The 21,713-nt window shown below is 41.1% G+C and carries 22 protein-coding genes and 1 rRNA gene; 11 read left to right on the top strand and 12 right to left on the bottom strand.

Annotated elements, in window-relative coordinates; genetic code table 11:
- Positions 1–29 precede the first annotated feature (29 nt).
- The 9 genes from EC846_RS00115 to EC846_RS00075 all read left to right on the top strand — a co-directional run bounded on the left by EC846_RS00115 (position 30) and on the right by EC846_RS00075 (position 7,313).
- The gene (locus tag EC846_RS00115; protein WP_004775645.1) at positions 30–689 is read left to right on the top strand and encodes a glutathione S-transferase N-terminal domain-containing protein; all 660 of its coding nucleotides are present in this window, start codon (positions 30–32) and stop codon (positions 687–689) included.
- 14 nt (positions 690–703) lie between these two features.
- On the top strand, positions 704–1,129 hold the full coding sequence (locus EC846_RS00110) for a ClpXP protease specificity-enhancing factor (RefSeq protein ID WP_004775648.1): 426 nt from the start codon (positions 704–706) through the stop codon (positions 1,127–1,129).
- Between the two features lie 15 nt (positions 1,130–1,144).
- Positions 1,145–1,807 carry a hypothetical protein gene (locus tag EC846_RS00105; protein WP_123773720.1) on the top strand — a complete coding sequence of 221 codons (663 nt, stop codon included), beginning with the start codon at positions 1,145–1,147 and terminating at the stop codon, positions 1,805–1,807.
- Positions 1,808–2,193: 386 nt separating this feature from the next.
- Entirely contained in the window at positions 2,194–2,553 is a 360-nt protein-coding gene (locus EC846_RS00100; RefSeq protein ID WP_004775651.1) for a hypothetical protein, read from the top strand.
- A gap of 162 nt (positions 2,554–2,715) precedes the next feature.
- Complete coding sequence (locus EC846_RS00095; RefSeq protein WP_004775653.1) at positions 2,716–3,684, top strand: hypothetical protein; 969 nt, start codon at positions 2,716–2,718, stop codon at positions 3,682–3,684.
- 8 nt (positions 3,685–3,692) lie between these two features.
- On the top strand, positions 3,693–4,235 hold the full coding sequence (locus tag EC846_RS00090) for a GTP-binding protein (protein WP_123773719.1): 543 nt from the start codon (positions 3,693–3,695) through the stop codon (positions 4,233–4,235).
- Positions 4,236–4,258: 23 nt separating this feature from the next.
- The gene (locus EC846_RS00085) at positions 4,259–4,678 is read left to right on the top strand and encodes a roadblock/LC7 domain-containing protein (protein WP_123773718.1); all 420 of its coding nucleotides are present in this window, start codon (positions 4,259–4,261) and stop codon (positions 4,676–4,678) included.
- A 352-nt stretch (positions 4,679–5,030) separates the two neighbouring features.
- The gene (locus EC846_RS00080; RefSeq protein ID WP_123773717.1) at positions 5,031–6,374 is read left to right on the top strand and encodes a sphingomyelin phosphodiesterase; all 1,344 of its coding nucleotides are present in this window, start codon (positions 5,031–5,033) and stop codon (positions 6,372–6,374) included.
- 12 nt (positions 6,375–6,386) lie between these two features.
- Positions 6,387–7,313 carry a lipase secretion chaperone gene (locus EC846_RS00075; protein WP_123773716.1) on the top strand — a complete coding sequence of 309 codons (927 nt, stop codon included), beginning with the start codon at positions 6,387–6,389 and terminating at the stop codon, positions 7,311–7,313.
- 53 nt (positions 7,314–7,366) lie between these two features.
- On the opposite strand, the gene EC846_RS00070 is transcribed toward EC846_RS00075, so the two are convergent.
- The 6 genes from EC846_RS00070 to EC846_RS00045 form a co-directional block, all read right to left on the bottom strand.
- On the bottom strand, positions 7,367–9,325 hold the full coding sequence (locus EC846_RS00070; RefSeq protein WP_123773715.1) for an acetyl/propionyl/methylcrotonyl-CoA carboxylase subunit alpha: 1,959 nt from the start codon (positions 9,323–9,325) through the stop codon (positions 7,367–7,369).
- Between the two features lie 70 nt (positions 9,326–9,395).
- On the bottom strand, positions 9,396–10,229 hold the full coding sequence (locus EC846_RS00065; protein WP_123773714.1) for an enoyl-CoA hydratase/isomerase family protein: 834 nt from the start codon (positions 10,227–10,229) through the stop codon (positions 9,396–9,398).
- A 10-nt stretch (positions 10,230–10,239) separates the two neighbouring features.
- On the bottom strand, positions 10,240–11,400 hold the full coding sequence (locus tag EC846_RS00060; RefSeq protein WP_047429228.1) for an acyl-CoA dehydrogenase family protein: 1,161 nt from the start codon (positions 11,398–11,400) through the stop codon (positions 10,240–10,242).
- A 97-nt stretch (positions 11,401–11,497) separates the two neighbouring features.
- A complete protein-coding gene (locus EC846_RS00055; protein ID WP_123773713.1) occupies positions 11,498–13,111 on the bottom strand; it encodes an acyl-CoA carboxylase subunit beta in 1,614 nt (537 codons plus the stop codon).
- Positions 13,112–13,113: 2 nt separating this feature from the next.
- Positions 13,114–13,989: an SDR family oxidoreductase gene (locus EC846_RS00050; protein ID WP_123773712.1), complete on the bottom strand. Its 876-nt coding sequence runs from the start codon at positions 13,987–13,989 to the stop codon at positions 13,114–13,116.
- 14 nt (positions 13,990–14,003) lie between these two features.
- Positions 14,004–15,809, bottom strand: a complete 1,806-nt coding sequence (locus EC846_RS00045) for an acyclic terpene utilization AtuA family protein (RefSeq protein ID WP_123773711.1) — start codon at positions 15,807–15,809, stop codon at positions 14,004–14,006.
- 195 nt (positions 15,810–16,004) lie between these two features.
- Between EC846_RS00045 and EC846_RS00040 the strand changes: the two genes are divergently transcribed.
- Positions 16,005–16,604 (top strand): TetR/AcrR family transcriptional regulator, encoded by a 600-nt coding sequence (locus EC846_RS00040; RefSeq protein WP_123773710.1) that lies wholly within the window; start codon positions 16,005–16,007, stop codon positions 16,602–16,604.
- 95 nt (positions 16,605–16,699) lie between these two features.
- A complete protein-coding gene (locus EC846_RS00035; protein WP_123773709.1) occupies positions 16,700–18,322 on the top strand; it encodes a TIGR04141 family sporadically distributed protein in 1,623 nt (540 codons plus the stop codon).
- Between the two features lie 56 nt (positions 18,323–18,378).
- Here the strand turns inward: EC846_RS00035 and EC846_RS00030 are convergent, their stop codons facing one another.
- From EC846_RS00030 to rrf, 6 genes are all read right to left on the bottom strand, one after another.
- Positions 18,379–19,542, bottom strand: coding sequence for an acyl-CoA dehydrogenase family protein (locus EC846_RS00030; RefSeq protein ID WP_123773708.1), 1,164 nt, complete (start codon positions 19,540–19,542; stop codon positions 18,379–18,381).
- 132 nt (positions 19,543–19,674) lie between these two features.
- Positions 19,675–20,238 (bottom strand): DUF4256 domain-containing protein, encoded by a 564-nt coding sequence (locus tag EC846_RS00025; protein WP_123773707.1) that lies wholly within the window; start codon positions 20,236–20,238, stop codon positions 19,675–19,677.
- Positions 20,239–20,260: 22 nt separating this feature from the next.
- The gene (locus EC846_RS00020; protein ID WP_123773706.1) at positions 20,261–20,608 is read right to left on the bottom strand and encodes a GFA family protein; all 348 of its coding nucleotides are present in this window, start codon (positions 20,606–20,608) and stop codon (positions 20,261–20,263) included.
- An 89-nt stretch (positions 20,609–20,697) separates the two neighbouring features.
- Positions 20,698–21,090: a DUF2007 domain-containing protein gene (locus EC846_RS00015; protein WP_123773705.1), complete on the bottom strand. Its 393-nt coding sequence runs from the start codon at positions 21,088–21,090 to the stop codon at positions 20,698–20,700.
- A 54-nt stretch (positions 21,091–21,144) separates the two neighbouring features.
- Positions 21,145–21,486: a hypothetical protein gene (locus EC846_RS00010; protein WP_052138574.1), complete on the bottom strand. Its 342-nt coding sequence runs from the start codon at positions 21,484–21,486 to the stop codon at positions 21,145–21,147.
- 139 nt (positions 21,487–21,625) lie between these two features.
- Positions 21,626–21,713, bottom strand: a 5S ribosomal RNA gene (gene rrf, locus EC846_RS00005); the annotation flags it as partial.

Genomic DNA, 21,713 nt, shown 5'->3' with positions numbered 1-21,713 from the left:
TAAACAGTCAATCAGAATTTTTTGGATTTATGTCTTTAGAAAATCCCCCAAGCCCTGTCCAAGGCATTACGCTTTATAGTCATGCAGATGATTTCCGCTCACACTGGATTCGTTTTTTGCTTGCTGAAAAACAAATCAAATATCAGCTCATTATCACAGACCATGAAGATGAGGATTTAGCAGACCTCAATCCCTACAATCAGCTCCCGATGTTGATTGAACAAAATCTGAAGCTATTTTCAGCCAATGTCATTGCTGAATATCTGGATGATCGTTATCGCCAGAATAAACTCTATGCCGATGCGCCGATGGCCAGAGCAGAACAACGTCAATATATCTGGCGCTTTGAGCAGGACTGGTTCAAACTGGCAGATCACATGCTTAGACATGCCGACAGCCTCGATCTGAAACAAAAACAAAAAGCACAAAAAGAACTCAGAGATACCTTGATTTCACTGACCCCCCTGTTTCAACATTTTCCATTTTTCATGTCGGAAACCTTCTCGATTCTAGACTGTATGCTGGCCCCGATCTTCTTGCGCCTGAAAAGTATGGGGATCGAATTACCAGCACAGCATTGCCGACCGATTTTCTTGTATTGTCATCGTATCTTTAGCCGTCCATCTTTCATTAAATCAATGACAGCTCAAGAAAAAAACAGCTACAATGAATTGATTTCTACGATTTAATAAGTTTTTCAATTATGTCAGAGCAAATAACTTTTACGCCTACACGCCCATATCTTGCTCGTGCCATTTATGAATGGATTTGCGATAACCAACTGACGCCTTATTTGTTAGTTGATGCAACACAACCGCATACCGATGTTCCCTTACAATTTGTAAAAGATGGGCAAATTGTTTTGAACCTTGCACCACATGCAGTTCACCAACTACACATGAGTAATGATGCAATTACCTTCTCAGCCCGTTTTGGCGGTGTTGCAAAAGAAATTTATGTGCCCATTCGTGCCGTGCTTGGAATTTATGCCAGAGAAAATGGACAAGGTTTATTCTTTGATCCTTCTGAATATGAAGAGATAGAAGAAACTGCTGTGCCAGAAACAGAAGAAACAAAGCAAGAAGCAGAACCAGCGAAAAAGAAACCTTCACTAAGAATTTTAGATTAAGCGAGGATATATACAATGGCATTTGACTTGGTTCAGTATTTTGCTGAACAGATTAAAATTCAAAAACCGCAGCTTTTTAGCCAATATTCTCCAAAAGAAAAGCAGTCTTATATTGATGAAGTCAATGTTTTAGCGCTTGGTCAATTGATCAGTCTGTGGAAACAGAATCCCCAGAAACTTTATCAGGAAGTTCAAACCGCTGATCCGCTTTATATACAAGAGATTGCTCGTCACCTGACGACTTCACCTCATAATCAGTCTGAGCTGAAAGCCACAGAACTCGAAAATAGTGTTTCAGAGGTACTCGCCTTACAATTGGCAGAATTGAAGCAACTCGACCAGACTGGTAGTTTCGGACAGACAGGACTCACTGAGCTATTAATGGGTCAAATCGAGCATTTATCTGGTCAAGCGGAAGATTGGGTATGGTCAACCAACCAACTTACTGAATTACTTGGCTCGAAGCCTGTTGTACAAGAAGAAGTCTCTCTTGAAGCCACCATGCAAGAATTTAATCAGATGGTGAATCAGGCACAACCCGTTGCTCATGATCATCATGACGTCGCAGAGGTTGCACCACCGGTAACACCAACTTGGGCGTATATCGTTTCTCCTTTAGTGGCATTGGTCATTCTTATATTTTTGTATTGTTCATATTGCCAATTAATCTCGGCTTGATTTTAAACACCTAGATAAGGAAAGAATTAAATTCTTTCTTTATCATTAACTTAATAAAAAATTAATTAAAATTAAAACAACAATTTAATCGATCTAATTAATAAATTTACATTTATTTACAATCAAAACCACATATTAAATCTGAATATTAATGTGAATAAAATCACACTAAAAATCAATTATCCACCTTAATTAATATTTTTATTTGTTTATCTGACAAAAAATGTCAATTATTAGCATTACTTAAATTTTAATTCATTTAAAGCATGATTGATTTAATAAAAGAGTTTCCTATAATGAGTTTATCTGCTTTTGAAAACCAATCAGAAACAAAAGTAGTGAATATATAAATTCATAAACAAAGATGTATTAGTAGAGATAAAATCATGGCTAAAATTTCATTAGAAAGCTTAACAAATATTGATGGGTTCGTTGCAGCAGCTTTAGTTGATACAGAAAGCGGTTTGGCGCTAGCAACACAAGGTGGGGGGTCACTTGATTTAGAATTAGCAGCTGCAGGTAATACTGAAGTTATCCGTGCGAAACGTCGTGTAGCTAACTCACTGAAACTTAACGATGATATTGAAGACATTCTCATCACACTAGGTAAGGCATATCACTTAATCCGTCCACTAGAAAGCAATGGCAATTTGTTCCTTTATCTTGTTTTAGATCGTACTAAATCAAATCTTGCAATGGCGCGTCACGAACTTAAAACATTCGAAAAAGAATTAGATTTCGCTTAATTCTTAATTTAAAAATATTTAATATATTAGGTTTCTTGTATATATTTCTGTTTTACTTATTCAAAATAATAAAATAGAAATAATACAAGCACCCTAATATTAGCCTATAGTATAATGGCTATTTTTTGCAGTCCAATATTTTAAAAACATTAAAGTGATACTATGAATGGACATTGCATTAATATCGCAATTTCAGGTATAAGTTTAAAAGTTTCAGATGAATTAAAAATAGAACTTAGAAAAACCATACCGCACGAGTTTGGCATTAACTGGATCAATATTGCAGATCCCAATATCGACTTATTATTAATAAATGAAAATTTCTTTGAAACCGAAGGCATTCAACGCATTTTAGAACAAAAACAACTTCCCTGCTTAAAAGTTGCTAAAGGAGAAGGCTCACATCATATCGAACAACACAATACTTTATATTTACCTTTTCAGCATACAGATGCATTAAAAAACTGGATTCAGCTTCGATTGCTCAGCTATCTATCGCACCAACAATCTCAACAGCCAAAGACAGAAACCGTTTCAACTCACAATGCAATAAATGCAAAGTATTTAACGGATATGCTCAATCCGGAAAATGCCAGACTTCACCTTTTCGATGATCATGGTACCTTGGCCATTATTGATACACGCAGTCAAATTGCATGGCTAGAACCAACAAGGATTCATACAAAAACCAATCACAGCTTTAAATACGAATTTGCAACCACCTCCAATTTCACTAAAGTCTCTCGTAAAGTGGAATATAACTTACAGGACTGGGTCTGGAATCTGTTCTGGCACTCTATGGAGTTCCAGCGTCTGGCACCCAATGAAAATGAATATTATAAAATCGAATACTGGCCGCAGCCTGCTCAAAGCGAAGGCCGTAAAACCGCCCTTCTGCTTTCAGCCTGCTTTATACAAGGCGCCCAGCTTTATCAAGTTGCAACACAGTTAAAACTTCCAATTCAAACGGTTCAACAATTTATCGCTGCCTGCATGATTTCTAACAATGGCGGCATTATTCCAGCTTCAGAAAGTCATTACCTCAAAACAGAAGCAGACGAACAAACGATTGAACAAAAAGGTTTTTTAAATAAATTTTTCGGAAAAATCAGACGCCGCTTTGGGCTTTAAGGAATGCTATGATTCTCCAACAATATAAAATTGTCTTTGCAGGAAGCATGGGCGCAGGAAAAACAGAAGCCATTAAATCGCTTTCAGAAATTCCTGTGCTTGCGACTGAAGCATTAAATACAGACAGCCAAGCCCACAATAAGATGCAAACCACAGTGGGTATTGATTACGGTGAAATCACGCTGGATGACGGCGTCAAAATCGGCTTGTATGGTACACCTGGTCAATCACGTTTTGATTTTATCTGGCCGGTGATCTGCCAAGGTGCCTTGGGCGTTATTCTATTGGTCGACCATAACAGTAAAGTGCCGATTGAAGAACTTGAAGCGTATCTGGAAACATTTAAGGATTACACCCAGAACATTTCGATTGGCATTACACACATTGATGAAAATAAAGAGCAATCGACCAACATCTACCGAGACTGGTTAATTCAGAATGACTATCAATATCCCCTATTTTTTATCGATGCGCGTAAACAAGAGCATATCTTGCTCATGATTGAATCTCTCATTGCAGCATTAGAAGTCAATTTAAAAGCAACAAATTAATTACTTTATAAAAGAGAAGAATTATGTTCAGTATTCCCAGTCAGCAACGTATAGCACCGAAAGAGCTGATCCAGTTTGCCAAGGCACAAGCCAATGATATTCTGATGAATATTCGAGGCGTGGATTATATTATGCTGTGCTCAACGGATGGTTTTGAGCTAGCCGCAATTTATAAGAAGAATCCGTATAACAGTACAAAACTGGCTGCTGTCAGCAGTTCAATTCTGGCGATGGTCACGGCTTTTCTCAATGAAATTCAGCTAACAGGATGCCAAAGTATTACGCTGGATGCTGAAAATGGTAAAGCGATTCTCACCTCTATCCCAGCGCAACATCATCCAATGGTGATGGTGACCTTGAGTAATAAAGATGTACTATTGGGACAACTGCTCTATAGTTTAAAGCAAGCAAGCACAGCCATTTCCGAAGCTGATCAAGCTTAAACGGCTTACCGAACAAATAATCTGGCATGGTGCAGTCCTTGTCAGATTTTTTTCATCTATACTCCTTATAATTTAACCCCCTTCCTAATTTTCGTTTATGAACACTTGTATATTTTAATAGCACTACAGCATTTCATACCGATTCCTAATTCCTTCCAAAAATCTTCATAACTATAAATAAGATATGACTTTTCAAACATCAGATGAATGGTCATGAATTTAAATGATTTAGCAATATTTTTTCATTATTATAAATTTCGAACAAATAACGATCATAAATTTTTCATAAATGAATAATTTTAATAATACATCCCGTCTTTGTTCAAACAATTAGCACGATGGAGAGAGAAAAATGAAGCTGAAAAGCTTAAAAATCGGCGCAGGGGTTGCGTTGTTTATCTGTGGTTTTTCAAGTCAGCAGGCGATGGCCGATTCCTATGTTTTTGTGACCAATACCACGCCACAAACGGTATCGATACAAGTCAACCAAACTGGCGCATCATTACAGCAAGGCAATGAATGGGCACAGGAAGCCACACAAATTGCGCCTTACGAAACCAAACGTATTTTACGAATGAACCGTTATAGCGGGATTAAATCAGGTAAAACCTATAACTTTGATACTGTAGTAACCAGCGGCAATTCACAAGTGACCTTAAAACAAACCATGACTGGCACTTGGTCTGGTAGCAACATTCAGCACGGGATTCAAACGGCAACCACGACATCACCGTGGTATTCAGATCGTAATGTTCATCGTATCAATACCACTTATGCAGGCTTATCCGCTCAGGCGGCAGTAAAAGCTGAATATACAGGTGGTTATGATGACTTCCACTACACTATTCATCAAAACACGGTACAAGAGCCTGTTTCAGCCAGTGCCGATGAACTCAAAGTCCTGACCTATAATATTTATGCCCTGCCAATGGTAGCGAGTAAAATCAGTGAACGTCTGGCTGAACTGCCGAAGCATCTGAATGGTTACGATGTGATTATGATGCAAGAAGCATTTGCCTCCTCGCGTACAGACATGTTGAACCAACTGGCACAACAATACCCGTATCAAACCCATATTCCTGTCGGTTCTGGTTATAACCTGTTTGACAGTGGTCTGGTGATTGTCAGCCGTTATCCGATCGCGAAAACGGCTCAATTAATATATCCAGATTGTACGGGAACCGATTGCTTCGCCGATAAAGGTGTGCTGTATGCTGAAATCATTAAAAATGGTAAGGCTTATCATGTGACTTCAACTCATACCGCTTCATTTGATACCGATGAAGCACGCGCCCTACGCCAAGTTCAGTTCAAACAAATCCGCCAATTGGTCAATCAACAAAATATTCCAAGTTTTGATGCCGTATTGATGGGCGGTGATTTTAATGTAAATAAACTACTTTGGCCGCAAGACTATCAAGATATGTTGAGCAATCTGAATGCCACCGCAGCAACAAGCACAGGCTATACCGCTTCGACCTTTGATCCGCGTGTGAATAAATTGGCAGGTGCAGCAGGTTCAGGTGGTTCAACTGTTGAATATCTGGACTATATCGTGGCATCGAATAATCATCGCCAACCCACTCAGTCCCGTAATGATGTTCGTATTTTGCGTACTACGGCTGACCCGCTATACATGACATGGGATCTCTCAGACCATTTCCCAGTGATGGGCCAATTTAATTACAACCCATAAACGGAAGAGGGTATGAATAAAAGACTATTGCTGACAATAATGATTGTTGTCGTGGTCTTGGTTGGGATTGTTGTCTGGAAGAGCACCGCCTCTTCTGCTGCAATCCAGCACACCAGATCCACAGTATCTCAGGATTCATCGACACAGATGCGTGATGACAGCATGCCAAATAAAAGCAAGGATGAAATTTTTCAGGACTCGCTCTTAAAGCAAATCAAGAATTTACAGCAGCAATCTGGCAATATCACTCAGTTTCTCAATGACTTTAAGGCCAACTGCCCTGTATCTGACTGTAATGCTGCTTTGGCAAAAGCTTTAGCCCATTATCCTGATCAAAAGTTTGCACAACTGGTCGCGAATCTACTCAAACGTTTGCCTGAGTATGAGCAGCAGATGCAAAGTACGGTGCTATCCACCTCTTTATCACCGAAAGAGCGTTTTGATCGCTTATGGAAACTGAGAGAGCAGACTTTGGGAAAAGCAGAAACGATGCTTGGTTTTGGGCAAGAGCGCCAGTATGCTGATTATCGTTTTGCCTACAATGATTTGGCTCAGAATCAAAAACTCAGCGCTGAACAACGTTTAAAAGCCTTTGAACAATTGCAGCAACAATATCCTGATGCAACTGAGCAGGAAAGCAAGATCGGACAATATCAACAAGCCTTAAATTTGATTCAGCAAGGCCAACAAAATGCTGCTGAAACTGAACGTTTAAAGCAGAAATTGCAACAGCAATATTTGACAGAACAGGAACGCCAAGAGGTTCAGCAAAGAGAACGACGCGAAGCTCAGCAACAGCAGCAAGTTGATCAATATCAGCAAGCCTTGCAGCAGCTACAACAAGAGATGGAACCATTAAAAGCACAACTCTCAGAGACAGAATGGCAAAAACAGTATCAGAGTCGTTTAGAGAGTCTACGCTTAAAAATGTTTCTGTAAATCGATCGAACCCACGCGATCGCTCATCGCGAGGGTTCAAGCAACTGATTCAGTTAAAGTAATGAAACATTTAATAATTGCTGACGTTTTTTCACCTGCTGTCCGACCTGACCAATCAGTTCTTCGACCACACCATCAACATCGGATTTGATCTGTTGCTGAATCTTCATGGCTTCGAGCACCAATAAGGTTTGTCCTTTTACTACCTGATCGCCAACATTGACCAACAGATTCACAATCGCCCCATCCATCGGTGCTCGGATTTTTCCATCACCAACAACTTCTGCGGCTTCAGGTGCTGCATAGGTGATATTTTCAATCACCACATTGCCATTGTCTGCATCTAAATACAGCTGATCTTGATCAAATACATAAGCCAGCTTACGGCGAACGCCATCACAGCTATAAACAATCTCTTCACCATTGATGCTTATAATTTTGATCGTTGCCTGTTGATCACATAATTCAACTTTGACCTGCTGCTGATCATTTTGTACATATAACAATAACTGTTGATCTGCATATTTCAGTTTCAGCGGAAATGGCAACGCGACACCTGTTTGCCAAGCAACGCGCTGCTGATTCTGTTGGGTAAATAGTGCTGCCGCCACTGCAAGTGTTTCAATCTTTAAGCTTTGTTGATGCAGACTCACATCATCCTGAAAATGCTGCTGAATAAATGCGGTGTTGGTATCTCCAGCAACAATAATCGGATGACGCAATAAATTGCTCAAGAATTGTTTATTACTATTCACGCCCAACAACACACAATCATCAACGGCGCGAGCGAGCAATCGAATCGCATCCTGACGGGTCTTGCCATAAGCAATGACCTTGGCCACCATTGGATCATAGAATGGACTAATTTCACCTTGTTCTAACATGCCGTGGTCAATACGGACATTCGGCAACATACCATCAGCACCAGCGGGTTGCCAACGTAGCACTTTACCTGTTTGTGGCAAGAAATCCTGTCGTGGGTCTTCGGCATAAAGACGCACTTCAATCGCATGCCCATTCAGGGTCAGTTCATGTTGCTGCAAAGCTAAAGTTTCACCATTGGCAACACGGAGCTGCCATTCCACCAAATCTAGCCCTGTAATCATTTCCGTGACAGGATGCTCGACCTGCAAACGGGTATTCATTTCCAGAAAATAGAACTCACCCGATCGATCCAGCAAGAACTCCACTGTACCTGCCCCGACATAATCACAAGCTTTGGCCGCAGCAACGGCTGCCTCACCCATTTTCTGACGCAGTTCAGGCGTCATCACAGGACAAGGAGCTTCTTCGACCACCTTTTGGTGACGACGCTGAATTGAACAATCACGTTCAAACAAATACACATAATTGCCATGCGTATCACCAAAGACCTGGATCTCGACATGGCGTGGGGCTATCACAGCTTTCTCTAAAATCAGCTCACCTGAACCAAAGGCATTTTCTGCTTCTGAACGCGCTGTTTTTAAGGCATCCAAGACATCCGAAGCCTGATGAACCAAGCGCATGCCACGTCCACCACCGCCAGCCGATGCCTTAACCATTAGAGGATAACCAATCTTCTCTGCCTGTTCAGCTAGATAATCAATATCCTGCTGATCCCCTTCATAACCAGGCACACAAGGCACGCCTGCCTGAATCATGGCAATTTTAGATAGGCGCTTGCTGCCCATTAATTCAATCGCAGCAGCGGTTGGCCCAATAAAGGTAATACCATGCTCAAGACAAGCCTGAGCAAAGTCGGTATTTTCAGACAAGAAACCATAACCGGGATGTACCGCATCCGCACCTGTCTTTTGGCAGGCTTCAATAATATTGGCAATCGATAAATAGGATTCTGAAACTTTAGATGCACCGATATAAACCGCCTCATCTGCCAGCTGGACATGGCGTGCATTGACATCGGCATCTGAATACACGGCAACCGTTTGATAGCCCATCGCTTTGGCCGTTTGCATGACACGAACGGCGATTTCACCACGGTTTGCTACTAATACTTTTGAAAATTTCATTATTTAATCCCTCAAAGCACCGTATGTACAGTTTTGACCGATACGGTGCGCAAAGACATACTTTGCTCTTTTACTGCTCAGTCCAGTTTGGCAAACGTTTTTGAATAAAAGCCATCGTTCCTTCTTGTCCTTCTGCACCACCGACTGCTTGTGCAAATTGTTGTGCTGCATCATCCAGCAGAGAAGTTAAAGGTTCATTCAGCGTTCGATGTAATAAAGCTTTGGTGGCACGAGAAGCCAAAGGTGCAGCACGTTTAATCTGTTGAATGGTCTCAGCAAGCTGCTGTTCCAGTTCAGCGTCATTCTGCGCCAACTGATGAATCACCCCTAAATTCAAAGCAGCATGACCATCAAAACGTAAACCTAATAAAGCCAAACGACGCGCTTGAGTCAGACCAATCCGCTTCACCACAAAAGGCGCAATTTGCGCAGGTAAGATACCTAAGCCTGTTTCGGGCAAACCAAACTGGGCACTCTCACGGCTGATGGCAATATCCGAAACACAGGCTAAACCCAAGCCCCCACCAAGTACTGCCCCTTCCAATACAGCAACAACGGTTTGGGGTGCTTGATCAACCTGTTCGATCATGGCACCAAAACGGCGATTAAAATCCACATAGGGCTGTAAGCTACCGCTATTGGCAGCTTCAACTCGCAATCCCGCCATATCCTTGATATCGCCACCTGCACAGAAATGCTCGCCCTTACCTCTGAGAATGACAGCTCGAATTGAGGAATCATCGGCAATCTGGCTAAATACCTGTTGAATGGCAGTGACCATATTCAAACTCATGGCATTACGGCTTTCAGGACGATTCAGCCATAAGGTCAAAATGCTGCCCTGTTGCTCTAGTTCAATGCTGTCATCAATATTCAAGTCTGCAAGAGAAGTTGAAAGCACCATCTTTCGTCTCCTAGTTTTTCTGCTTTTTAGGCAGAATATCCATCAGCTTACAAATAATCCCCAACATAATCTCATCTGCACCGCCGCCAATTGAACCTAGACGACCATCACGGAATAGCTGTGACGCAGGGTTATCCCACATAAAGCCATTACCGCCCCAATATTGCAGACAGCTATCCGCCACTTCACGACTTAAACGACCTGCTTTCAGCTTTGCCATTGAGGCCATCATGGTGACATTTTCACCTGCAATATGCTGTTCACATGCTTGATAAGTTAAGGCACGCAATGCTTCTACTTCGGTCATCAACTCAGCAAAACGGAAATGCACATATTGATTGTTAATCAAGGGCTGACCAAAGGTGGTACGTTCTTTAGCATAATCAATGGTTTGCTGAATGACTTTTTCCATGCCGCCCACCGCATTGGCACAAGCCCACATCCGCTCCTCTTGGAACTGCATCATTTGCATCATAAAGCCCATGCCTTCTGCACCTACAAGGTTGCGTTGCGGTACACGCACATTATCGAAATAGACCTGTGCCGTGGTGGTGGAACGCATGCCCAGTTTATTTAAGGGTTCAGAGAAACTAATCCCTGCCGTTTTTGCTGGCACAATAATCATGGATTTGTTGACGTGTGGCTTGTCATCAGAAGTATTGGCTAGTAAACAGAAGAAATCTGCTTGTAATGAGTTGGTGATCCACATCTTACTGCCGTTAATCACATAGTCGTCGCCATCTTTTTTTGCTGTGGTTTTAATGGCTGCCACATCAGAACCCGCATGCACTTCGGATACCGCAATCGATGCGACATATTCACCACGAATTGCAGGATTTAAGAACTCATCTCGTAGTTCTTTGCTACCAAAACGAGCAAGCGCTGGCGTTGCCATATCGGTTTGCACGCCAATCGCGAGGGGTACACCTCCACAAGCAGCACGACCTAATTCCTCTGCCACCACAAGGTTATAAGAATAATCAAGCCCTAAACCACCATTTTCCTCAGGCTTACAAATCCCCAATAAGCCCAAATCCCCCATTTTCTTAAACACATCATGAATCGGAAAACGGCCTGCTTCTTCCCATTCTGGAATAAAAGGGTTCAGCTCATTTTCAACAAACTGACGTGTGGTACGGCGTAAAGCATCATGTTCTGCGGTAAATTTCATTGTTTTTGTTCCTTAAAAATTGTTTTTCCCCTCTCCCCAAAATGGCGAGGGAATCCCTTCTCCCTCAGGGAGAAGGCTAGGATGAGGGTGTTAAAAATTAAAATCTCGACACACCAAATCGTGTTGGATTTAACTCACGTTGTTGTGCTTCAAAAATGGTTTGTAATAAGAAAATCAGTACTTTTCGGGTATCTCTCGGATCGATAATCCCATCGTCATGCAGCATTGCGGTATTGAATAAAGCCGTCGACTGCTGTTCCAATTTCATTGCTGTACTTTGTTCCAGGAAATCCAGCATCTGCGGATTCGGTTCCATCCCTGATGCTTTCTGTTTACCCTCAGCCACGATACGCAATACCTTACCTGCTTGTGCCGCGCCCATTACTGCCACATGCGAATTTGGCCATGCAAAGATAAATTGTGGCGACAAACTGCGTCCACACATCGCATAGTTGCCTGCCCCATAAGAACCCGCAACCACAATCGAGATTTTTGGCACCGTCGCATTGGCGACTGCCTGAATCAGCTTAGAACCATGCTTGATAATACCGTTCTGCTCTGCATCCGTTCCGACCATAAAACCGGTGGTGTTGTGCAAGAATAAGAGTGGACGTTGGGTCTGTTCACACAGATGAATAAATTGCGCCGTTTTAGCCGCACCTTGCGGGGTAATGGGACCATTATTGGTAATGATGCCAATATGCAGCCCCCCCATTTTTGCCCAACCGCAAACAGTTAAAGCATCATATTCCTGTTTAAATTCCAGAAAGTCTGAATCATCAATGATCCTTGCAATGATTTCCTTCATATCAAAAGGTTGCTTTGGATCTTGCGGAACAATACCTAACAATTCTTCCGCAGCATAACGTGGTTCTTTATAATTCTGATTCGATTGCGCGGTTTGTTCTTTCCAGTTCAGATGTTCAAAAATCTCACGCGCCAAACGAATACCATCCGCATCATTCTCCGCCAGATATTCCGCCACACCTGAAACTTGAGTATGCATTTCCGCACCACCCAGTTCTTCAGCTGTTGCGACCTCACCTGTTGCTGCCAATAATAGTGGTGGTCCTGCCAATAACATTTCTGTCTGTTTGCGTACGGCAATCACATAATCAGATAAACCCGGCTGATAAGCCCCACCCGCGGTGGCATTACCATGCACTACTGCAACTTGTGGAATTCCCGCGGCAGACAATCGTGCCTGATTGGCAAAGGTCATACCGCCATAGGTAAACACTTCAGCCGCATAGTTCAGGTTAGCCCCACCACTTTCAGTCAAGGTGACCATCGGCAGCTTTTGCTCTAATGCGATCTTTTGCAAGCGTAGTGTTTTATGAACCCCCATCGGTGACATGGTGCCACCTTTGATCGCACTATTACTGGCAGAAACCAGCGCACGCACACCACTAACAAAACCAATCCCAGCGATCACCCCACCACCTGCCTCGGAGCCATCTTTATCATCATGCATGTTGTAGCCAACCAAACCACACAGCTCGACAAAAGGTGAATCCGCATCTAATAACAGTCGAATACGCTCATGGGGCAAAATTTTGCCTTTCTTATCAAACTTGGGTTTTGCCGCATAGGACTTATCGATGCTTTTTTGCTGCACCGCACGCACTTCAGCCAACTGCGTTAATAACGCCTCTCGATTTTGCTCATATTGCTCACTACCCACTGCAATTTCAGATTGGAGAATACTCATATTTATTCTCCATCTGTTTTGAATATGTCAGGAATAAAAGCACGATGGAAACCATTAAAGGCTTCATTATTGGTCGCATCTGCCAATGGATACATACGCGTGCCTTGTGAAGCAGCCCCATCGATGCGAAGTGTTACCCCTGAGACAAAAGCAGCGGCATCAGAGAGTAAATAACAAATCGCAGAGGAAATTTCTGACTCTGTACCCATACGTTTTAACGGGACATTGCTCGCCAAACTTGGAATAATCACTTTGGCAAAATCACCACTATAGTTATCCATGCCTGAAGAAATAATCCAACCTGGTGCAACCGCATTGACGCGAACCCCTGACTTACCCCATTCAACCGAAGCGGTTTTCGTGAGGTTATCGACACCTGAGCGTGCTGCACCTGAATGGCCCATACCCGGCATACCGCCCCACATATCTGCGGTCATGTTGACAATGCTGCCCCCATGCTTTGCCATCCATTGATTATAAGCTTCACGCATCAGATAGAAGGTTGAATGCAGGTTATTACGGACCACAGCATCAAAACCGTTGGCAGAAATATTTTCAAGCGCAGAAGGAAATTGTCCACCTGCGTTATTGACTAAACCATCGAGCTTGCCGAACTTTTCAATGACTTCGGCAATCATACTTTTGACTTGTTCTTCATCACGGTTATCACAGACGATGAAATGAACTTTGCCGCCATCTTCTAGGATTTCCTGACTGACCTTCTCTAATTTTTCAACTTTACGTCCCGTGATCACAACTTGCGCACCTAAGGATGCCAGTTCATGTGCCGTACAACGGCCAATCCCTGAACCACCGCCTGTCACGATAATCACTTTGTCAGCAAATGCATCTGTCCTGAAAATTGATTGATAACCCATGTTTACATCCTTACTTATTTTTCTAACAGTTGTGCTGGCACTTTCACCGGCATATCCAATAATTGCTGTGCAAAGGCTTTACCTTGTGGATCGATTCTCAAGCTGGCAATCCCACCACCACCTAAAGCATTTTCCAGCATGAAATTCAGCGCATTCATCTCTGGCAATTCATAACGGATCACCTTTGATTTGTCTGGGTCTAAAACATGCTGCATATACGCGGCAACATTGGCTTCAGTCAGTGCCGCACGAATCCACGGTAAATATTCAGCTTTACGTGCAATCACTCCGATATTGCTATGATTGCCCTTATCGCCACTACGCGCATGCGCTACCTGAATTAAAGGCACTTCAATCTCATCACCTTGATAGGTTGCCACTTCACCGACGGAATGTAGCTCGACAGCTGGTGTCTTTTGCCCCGTAGGAATCTGTACGGGGTAACGCTGTCCCTCAAAATCAACTTCTACCTTTAATTGATCTTTATCAATCAAAAATGAAAATAATTTCACTACTGCCGATGCCTTAGGACGGCCTCCGACAATCCCTGCCAATGCAGGTGCCATCCCTGTTGAAGCTTGGGCAATTTCAGAAGCAAAGAACATACAAGCTTCTTTAAACAGATGTTTGACCGCGATTTTGACCACCACTTCACGGCTGTCTTTGATTCGGGCATGTGTGCCGTAAGTACTTTCAATCCCGAGAATCTCGACTGACTTTTCACTAAACGGAGGGACTGATCGTAACGCCAATACCCGTTCACATTTATTCAGAATGGCATCGGCAATCATTTGGGCTTTTTCTGGTGCTTCACGACCAGCAATTAAGAAACTGACCAAGACTCGATAGCCATCGGCATAGGTGGCACTGACTTTATATTGCTGAGTTGGTGCACGACCTGTGGCACCGGTCACCTTGACTCGATGTTCGCCCACCTGCTCTAAATGCACTTGGCTAAAATCGGCGGTTACATCAGGTAAAAGATAAGCTTGCGGATTGCCAATTTCGTAAACGATCTGTTCTGCTACAGTCGCAGTTGAAACAAGCCCACCTGTCCCTTTCGGCTTGGTCACGATGAATGATGCATCAGCACTGACCTCTACGATTGGAAAGCCCATATTGTCAAAGCCTTGAACCAGACGCCAATCGGTAAAATTTCCACCTGTACATTGCGCACCGCATTCAATCACATGCCCTGCCAATGAGCCTTGCGCCAGCTTGTCATAATCCTCAAGTGACCATTTATACTCATGCAACAGGGGTGCAAGCACAACCGCTGAGTCGACCACACGGCCCGTAATCACAATATCTGCGCCCAAATCGAGTGCATCGCGAATCGCAACAGCGCCTAAATAGGCATTGCTACTGGCAACCTGTGCAGGCAAGGCATCACCATTAAACATTTCTTGAATATTTTGTTTTAATAATTCGGCATGCTTGGGTAATACATCATCCCCTAACACCACAGCAACTTTTAAATTTAAGCCCTTTTCATCAATGATTTTTTGTAATGCATCTCGGCAAGCCAGTGGATTTACCCCACCTGCATTACTAATCACTTTAATTTTTTTCTCAGCAATTTTATTGATCAGTGGCGACATGACACGACTGACAAAATCCAGTGCATAACCATGACTTGGGTCCATCATCATCGCCTTCGCCATAATCGACATGGTAATCTCAGACAGATAATCAAAGACCAGATAATCAATATCACTTAGGTGTACCAACTGAAATGCAGCGGTATTGGTATCGCCCCAGAACCCTGATGCACACCCGATTTTGACTACCCTCTGGTCATCCTGTTTGACACTTGTCATGCGCTTTCTCATTGTTATTGCTAAAAACGCCTTAACATTACCAAGCAAGTGCTTGGTTTGTAAAGTGCATAATGCTATGCTGTATTGGCAAAAATAGTCAAACGCAAGCAACTGCTTGTTATAAAAAGATAAGACAATGCATCAGATGAATTTTGTTACAATGTACCTCAGCTTAAATAGGATAGACGGATAGGCATGATCGCAACTTCAATTGAACAAATCCCCAAAATTGTTTGTTTTGATGACAGTCCCCGTGGCCGTTTATTGCAAGGTGCAGCCTATCTTTTTTATAAGCAGGGTTATGACAAAACCACGGTTCGTCAACTCGGTGAATTTATCGGAATTCAATCAGGTAGCCTGTTTCATCATTTTAAAAGTAAAGATGAAATTCTGGCGACAGTGATGGAACAAACCATCATTTATAACTTTGCCCGTTTAAAAGAAGCAGCTGAACGTGCAACTGATCCTGAACAGCAATTACGTCATCTTATCAAAGCTGAATTACTTTCCATTGCTGGTGATACGGGTGCGGCTATGGCGGTACTTGTACATGAGTGGTTTGCGCTATCAAAGGAAAAACAAGACTATCTTCTAAAAATGCGTAATGAATATGAGCAAGTTTGGCTGGATGTGATTGAAAAATTACGGGCTCAAGGCAAGGTGAAACATGATGCCTTTATCTGGCGTCGTTTGCTCGGTGGCTCGATTTCTTGGACGGTGACATGGTACAAACCCGAAGGCAAAGTCAAAATTGATGAATTGACTGAAATGGTTTGGGAAATGGCGGTGAAATAGTTAAAATATTTTAAGACGATAGATTTTATAATATTTACAATTTTCTATTAGTTTATTAAATTAAATAATAATATTTAATTAATAGAAAAAATACTATGAAGGCTCAAAGAATTCGAAAAGAAAAATTATCCATTTATCTAGCACGAGATGGAAGTAAACCAGATGACCATGTAATTAAAATAGAGAATTCCGACTCTCCAATTCCTCTAGACATACCCGGAGCTGATTCAGCTTATTTATATATAAAAAAATTCCAACCAAGGGTTACCCCTTCATGGACAAAAATATTTACTGAAGACAACCAAGTTTCTCCTTCACATTTTGGTCAATCCTCCAGTGTAGGAGCTGCTCTGATTATAAGAATTTCGGGCACCATTTTCATATTAACGTTTGGTACTGGCTTTCATCTATTAAAATCTGAAGCTATTGAACGTGATTTCGGTCTTAAAGTCACTTTAAACTCAGTTGATCCAGATAAGTTAAGAAGCTTAGATAAAGCAAGCTATGATCACAACCCACTAAACTCAAGAACTCAAAGTACATTAGATGTAGATATTTTCAATTTACATTTAGATTCAGAAATGGAAATGCTATATGCCATTACAGGAGTATCCACAGTAAAAGAGTTTGGTAGTCAAGTAACTGGAAGGGATGCATTAACAATTGCTGTAGAAGCTAAGCTGAAAGACATTCCTTTAATTTTAAAAGAAGCTCTCAAACGTTATCGAATGAATCTAGCAGAGAGATTTAATTGGGTCGAAAATATCTATCGTGTACGGGAGTTCGATGAAATTGAGATTCTTGATCTTGAACTTGATACTTATCTTAAAATGAATAATTATGATAGTTTTTGGTTAGGTGAACCTGAAGTTATTGATTGGGAGAACCAAATAGGCTATTCCTTTGATATGCGCCCGAAGAGCCCTAGATTTATTGTTTTATCATTTAATGACTACTTAAACTATTTAAATGGTACTCCTCCAACAGTAGAACTAATGAAAAATTCATCAATAAATGTAAATAACAATGAATATCAATCTATAAAAAAATGGTCAGTTTATCGCTGCTTATATGCGGAAATAAAATATAATTCACATTACTACATTTTGAGGAATGGAGTTTGGTATAAAGCAAATCCAGATTTTGTCACTTCAATTGACATATACCTTGAAAAATCTTTAGAAACTTATTCCTTTAAATTTCCAATTTACAACCATGATAGAGAAGATGAATATAACTCTCATGTCCTAGATATTGAAGCTAGTTTTTGTTTAATGGATAAGAAAAATATAAAAATAGGTGGTCCATATGACAAACTTGAACATTGTGATCTAATCAGAAATGGAAATGAGTTCATCCATATAAAAATTTATCGAAGCTCAAGTACCTTGAGTCATTTATTTTCTCAGGGGTTTGTTGCCGCTGAAGCCTTCGTAAAAGATGCTTCATATAGATGCGAATTAAATCCTAAATTACCAGAATCTATTCAACTGAAAGATCCAGAAATTAAGCCAGATGCTAGTAACTATAGTATTGTTTATGCCATAGCAACAGAAAAAAATCTTCCTAATGAGCTTCCTTTTTTTTCAAAAGTCACTTTAAAAAATGCTTTAAAAAACTTAACAGCTCTCAATTATAAAGTTTCGCTAGCAAAAATTGATATCGACCCCATGCTATTAAATAAAAAAAAATATAAGTCTCAAAAAGATTTTAAATAAATCTCTAGAAGAAACAGAGTACTATATTTTATAGCTACTCTGTTTACTTAATAAAACTAATAACCCAATTGTTTACTAATTAAATCCTTCATAATTTCTTCTGCACCACCACCAATCATATTCACCTTCACTTCACGATAAATACGTTCGGATTTAGTACCGCGCATAAAGCCCATCCCACCTAGTGTCTGTACCGCAGCATCTGCACAGAATTGCATGGTTTGAGTAGCAACATTCTTCAGCATACAAATCTGGGCAATTAGTTCACTGCCTTGCAATTCTGGCTTACCCAAGCGATAAGCAGTATCCTCGAGTAAAGCACGGGTTGCGGTCAATCGAGTTGCCATGTCCACCAACTTATGACGCATCACCTGATGATCAACCAAACGCTTGCCAAAAGTTTGACGTTGCTGTGCCCAATCCAGTGCCTCTTCATAGCAAGTCAAAGCAAAGCCATAACTACTGGCAGCAAGGAAAAAACGCTCCATATTGAAGTTATTCATAATCACCAGAAAGCCCATATTTTCAGGGCCTAACAAATTGCTGGCTGGCACTTTGACGTTATCAAAATGCAAATGCGCGGTATCTGATGCCCACCACCCCATTTTGTCCAGCTTGGTTTTGCTGATCCCTTCACTATGGGCATCAATCAACAGCATGGATATACCATTTGCACCTTTGGCATTTGGATCAGTACGAACCGCAACAGAATAATAATCTGCTCGCATCCCTGAGGTGATAAAGGTCTTTTCTCCACTTACCAGAAAATAATCGCCGTCTCGGACAGCTTTGGTTTTAAGTGCTGCCACATCCGACCCACCACCAGGCTCCGTAATCGCCAATGCCGAGATTTTTTCACCTGATAAAATCTGTGGAAGTACGTGAGCTTTAACCTCTTCATTTGCAAAATGCTGGATCGGTGGCGCGCCAATCGTATGTGAAAGTAAAGAAGCAGCCAGACCACCCGATGCACATTTTGCCAGCTCGATAGAAGCTAACAAGGTATAAAATGCATCTGTTCCCGCAACCCCGCCATATTGCTCTTCAAAGCCGAGTCCCAACAAACCAATATCTGCGGCTTTTTTATAAAGCTCTCTGGGAAAAGTCTCACTTTCATCCCATTCATTAATAAAAGGTGAAATCTCTTTTTCTACGAAACGTCGAATACTCTTGGAAAATTCAAGATGCTGCTCGTTATAGTACAAAGGATTAAGGTGCATATCTGCTTCCTAGCAATTATTCATCATTGTTTATTGAATGAGCACTAAAGTAGCAAAACCAGAAAAACCAAGCAAGCGCTTGGCAAAATTAAAAGTTAAAAATACTTAGAAAAGCTAATGAAGATGAGAAAACTATATTGTTAATCGGCCGCGAAAGCCACGAGTCGCATAGTAAGATTGCGCCCCATTGTGATAAGTAAAAACTCGACCATAACGACTATCACAAAAAATTGCACCTCCCAATTTGCGAATATCTTCTGGCGTTTTGACCCAACTTGAGGTTTTTAAATCAAATTGCTCAATGGACTGTAACTGTCTATATTCTTCTTCTGTTAGCAACTCAATTCCGATGGCTTCTGCCACCTCAACCGCATTATTTTCTGGCTTATGCTCCTTACGCGCATCTAAAGCGGCACGATCATAACAAAGGCTTCTACGCCCTTTTGGTGTTTCCATAGCACAATCATAAAAGATAATTTCAGATGATTTTGAATCAAATGAAACCACATCAGGCTCTCCGCCCGTATCTTCCATTTGATTGAGTGACCATAATTTTTCTGGTTGCTGTTGTAATCGATCTTCAATATCGGACCAATTCAAGTCTTTGTGACGATGCATATTTTTTTCAAAACGCATCTTTAATATCTCTAATAGTGCTGCAACTTCTGCGGGATCTAACTTTTTATTCTTGGTCATTTTTATACTCTAAATTTTATGGTTACACCGAATGGCCATCAAAATGATTGATCTTAATACTTTCAAAATCCAGATTATCAATACAACGCACATTGATCGCACATATCGAAATCCCTTTTGGATCAGTGCCTATCGCATAGGAATGAATGCCACAGTCCTTGCAGAAATGATGCTCAATCACATGCTTATTAAATTGATAAGTCGCCTGAGCGTCCTCTTCAACATTAATTTCGACTTCGCTTTTCGGTAAAAACCAGAGCAAAGAGCCTTTTTTCTGGCAAATTGAACAATTACAAGATAATGCTTCAGTCAGTTCACCCTGTGCAATAAAGGTGATTTTTCCGCAATGACAACTTCCTTTATATTCCATCTTTTTTCCTTTTTTAATTTTCTATTTATTTTTACAGGACGCCATGCATAAATTCAAATCTGCTTCTGTTAATCAATGCTTATGCTGACTTAACTCCAGAAATGTTGGCATTGTTGGCACTTGGTTCCATGTTTATATGAAAATAATGGAAAACCCAGCAATAAGAAAACAAAATATGCAGGCCGCTTCCCTTCTGTATAAGGCTTTATATCTGTACTTCCGCAATTAGGACAGCATTCACTTAAACCAAACTCTTGTTCTAATTCCTGACTAAAATCTTGAGCCAGTAATGCTTGTGCCTCTTCCAAATAACTTTCGGGAACTAACAAGCGAACACCACCCAATGCATTGGAATAAAGCCAATCCATATTAATGGTATATTCATTTTCGATACGGGCAGGAATTTCAGCAGCTTCCAATTGTGTTTTAGCAATTTGTGCTTCGTAGGGAAAAGAATATGTTTCAGCAACAACCCATTGCATAAGAAAGCCTAAAAGGAATAAAAATGAATTTTAAACTCTCTCAACTATACATTGTTATGTATTTTCGCTATGAAATTTTTCCCATGCTATCGATTCTATATTGCCAGTCAGTTCATTTGATTCCTCATCAAATAGCCTATACATGATTTGATGTCGACCAATTGATGCACAGCCATCAAGACCGAGTAAGATGGTATACAACGCATCAGTTAAAGCTTCTGAAACAATTTTTTTCGTTAAGTTAATTTGCTCACTATTCATTCCGGACTTTTCTAATAGACTGATTCGTGATATTTCAGAATCGACAGTAAAGTAACTCTGGATCAGATCATCTCTTAAAAGTCTAAATTCCTCTACAAATTCTTCTGAAGTCATGGCAAGGTTATTATTGATCATTTAAATTTCATCCTTTTATTATTTTGATTCAGCCTATAAAACAATAACATATTCCTCAAGAGATGCTATTCAATGTATTTTTCCCACGCGCAAAAAAACACCCCAACCTCTCTCGAGATTGGGGTGTTTCTAATTTAAAAGCTGGCGATGACTTACTCTCACATGGCAAGTGCCACACTACCATCAGCGCTAAGAGGTTTCACTTCTGAGTTCGGGAAGGGATCAGG

Origin of the sequence: Acinetobacter sp. BIGb0102, from assembly GCF_003815055.1 — a bacterium.
GTDB classification, from domain to species: Bacteria; Pseudomonadota; Gammaproteobacteria; order Pseudomonadales; family Moraxellaceae; genus Acinetobacter; species Acinetobacter vivianii.
The sequence above is the reverse complement of the archived record's forward strand: the minus strand, read 5'-3'. Positions and strand labels throughout refer to the sequence as shown.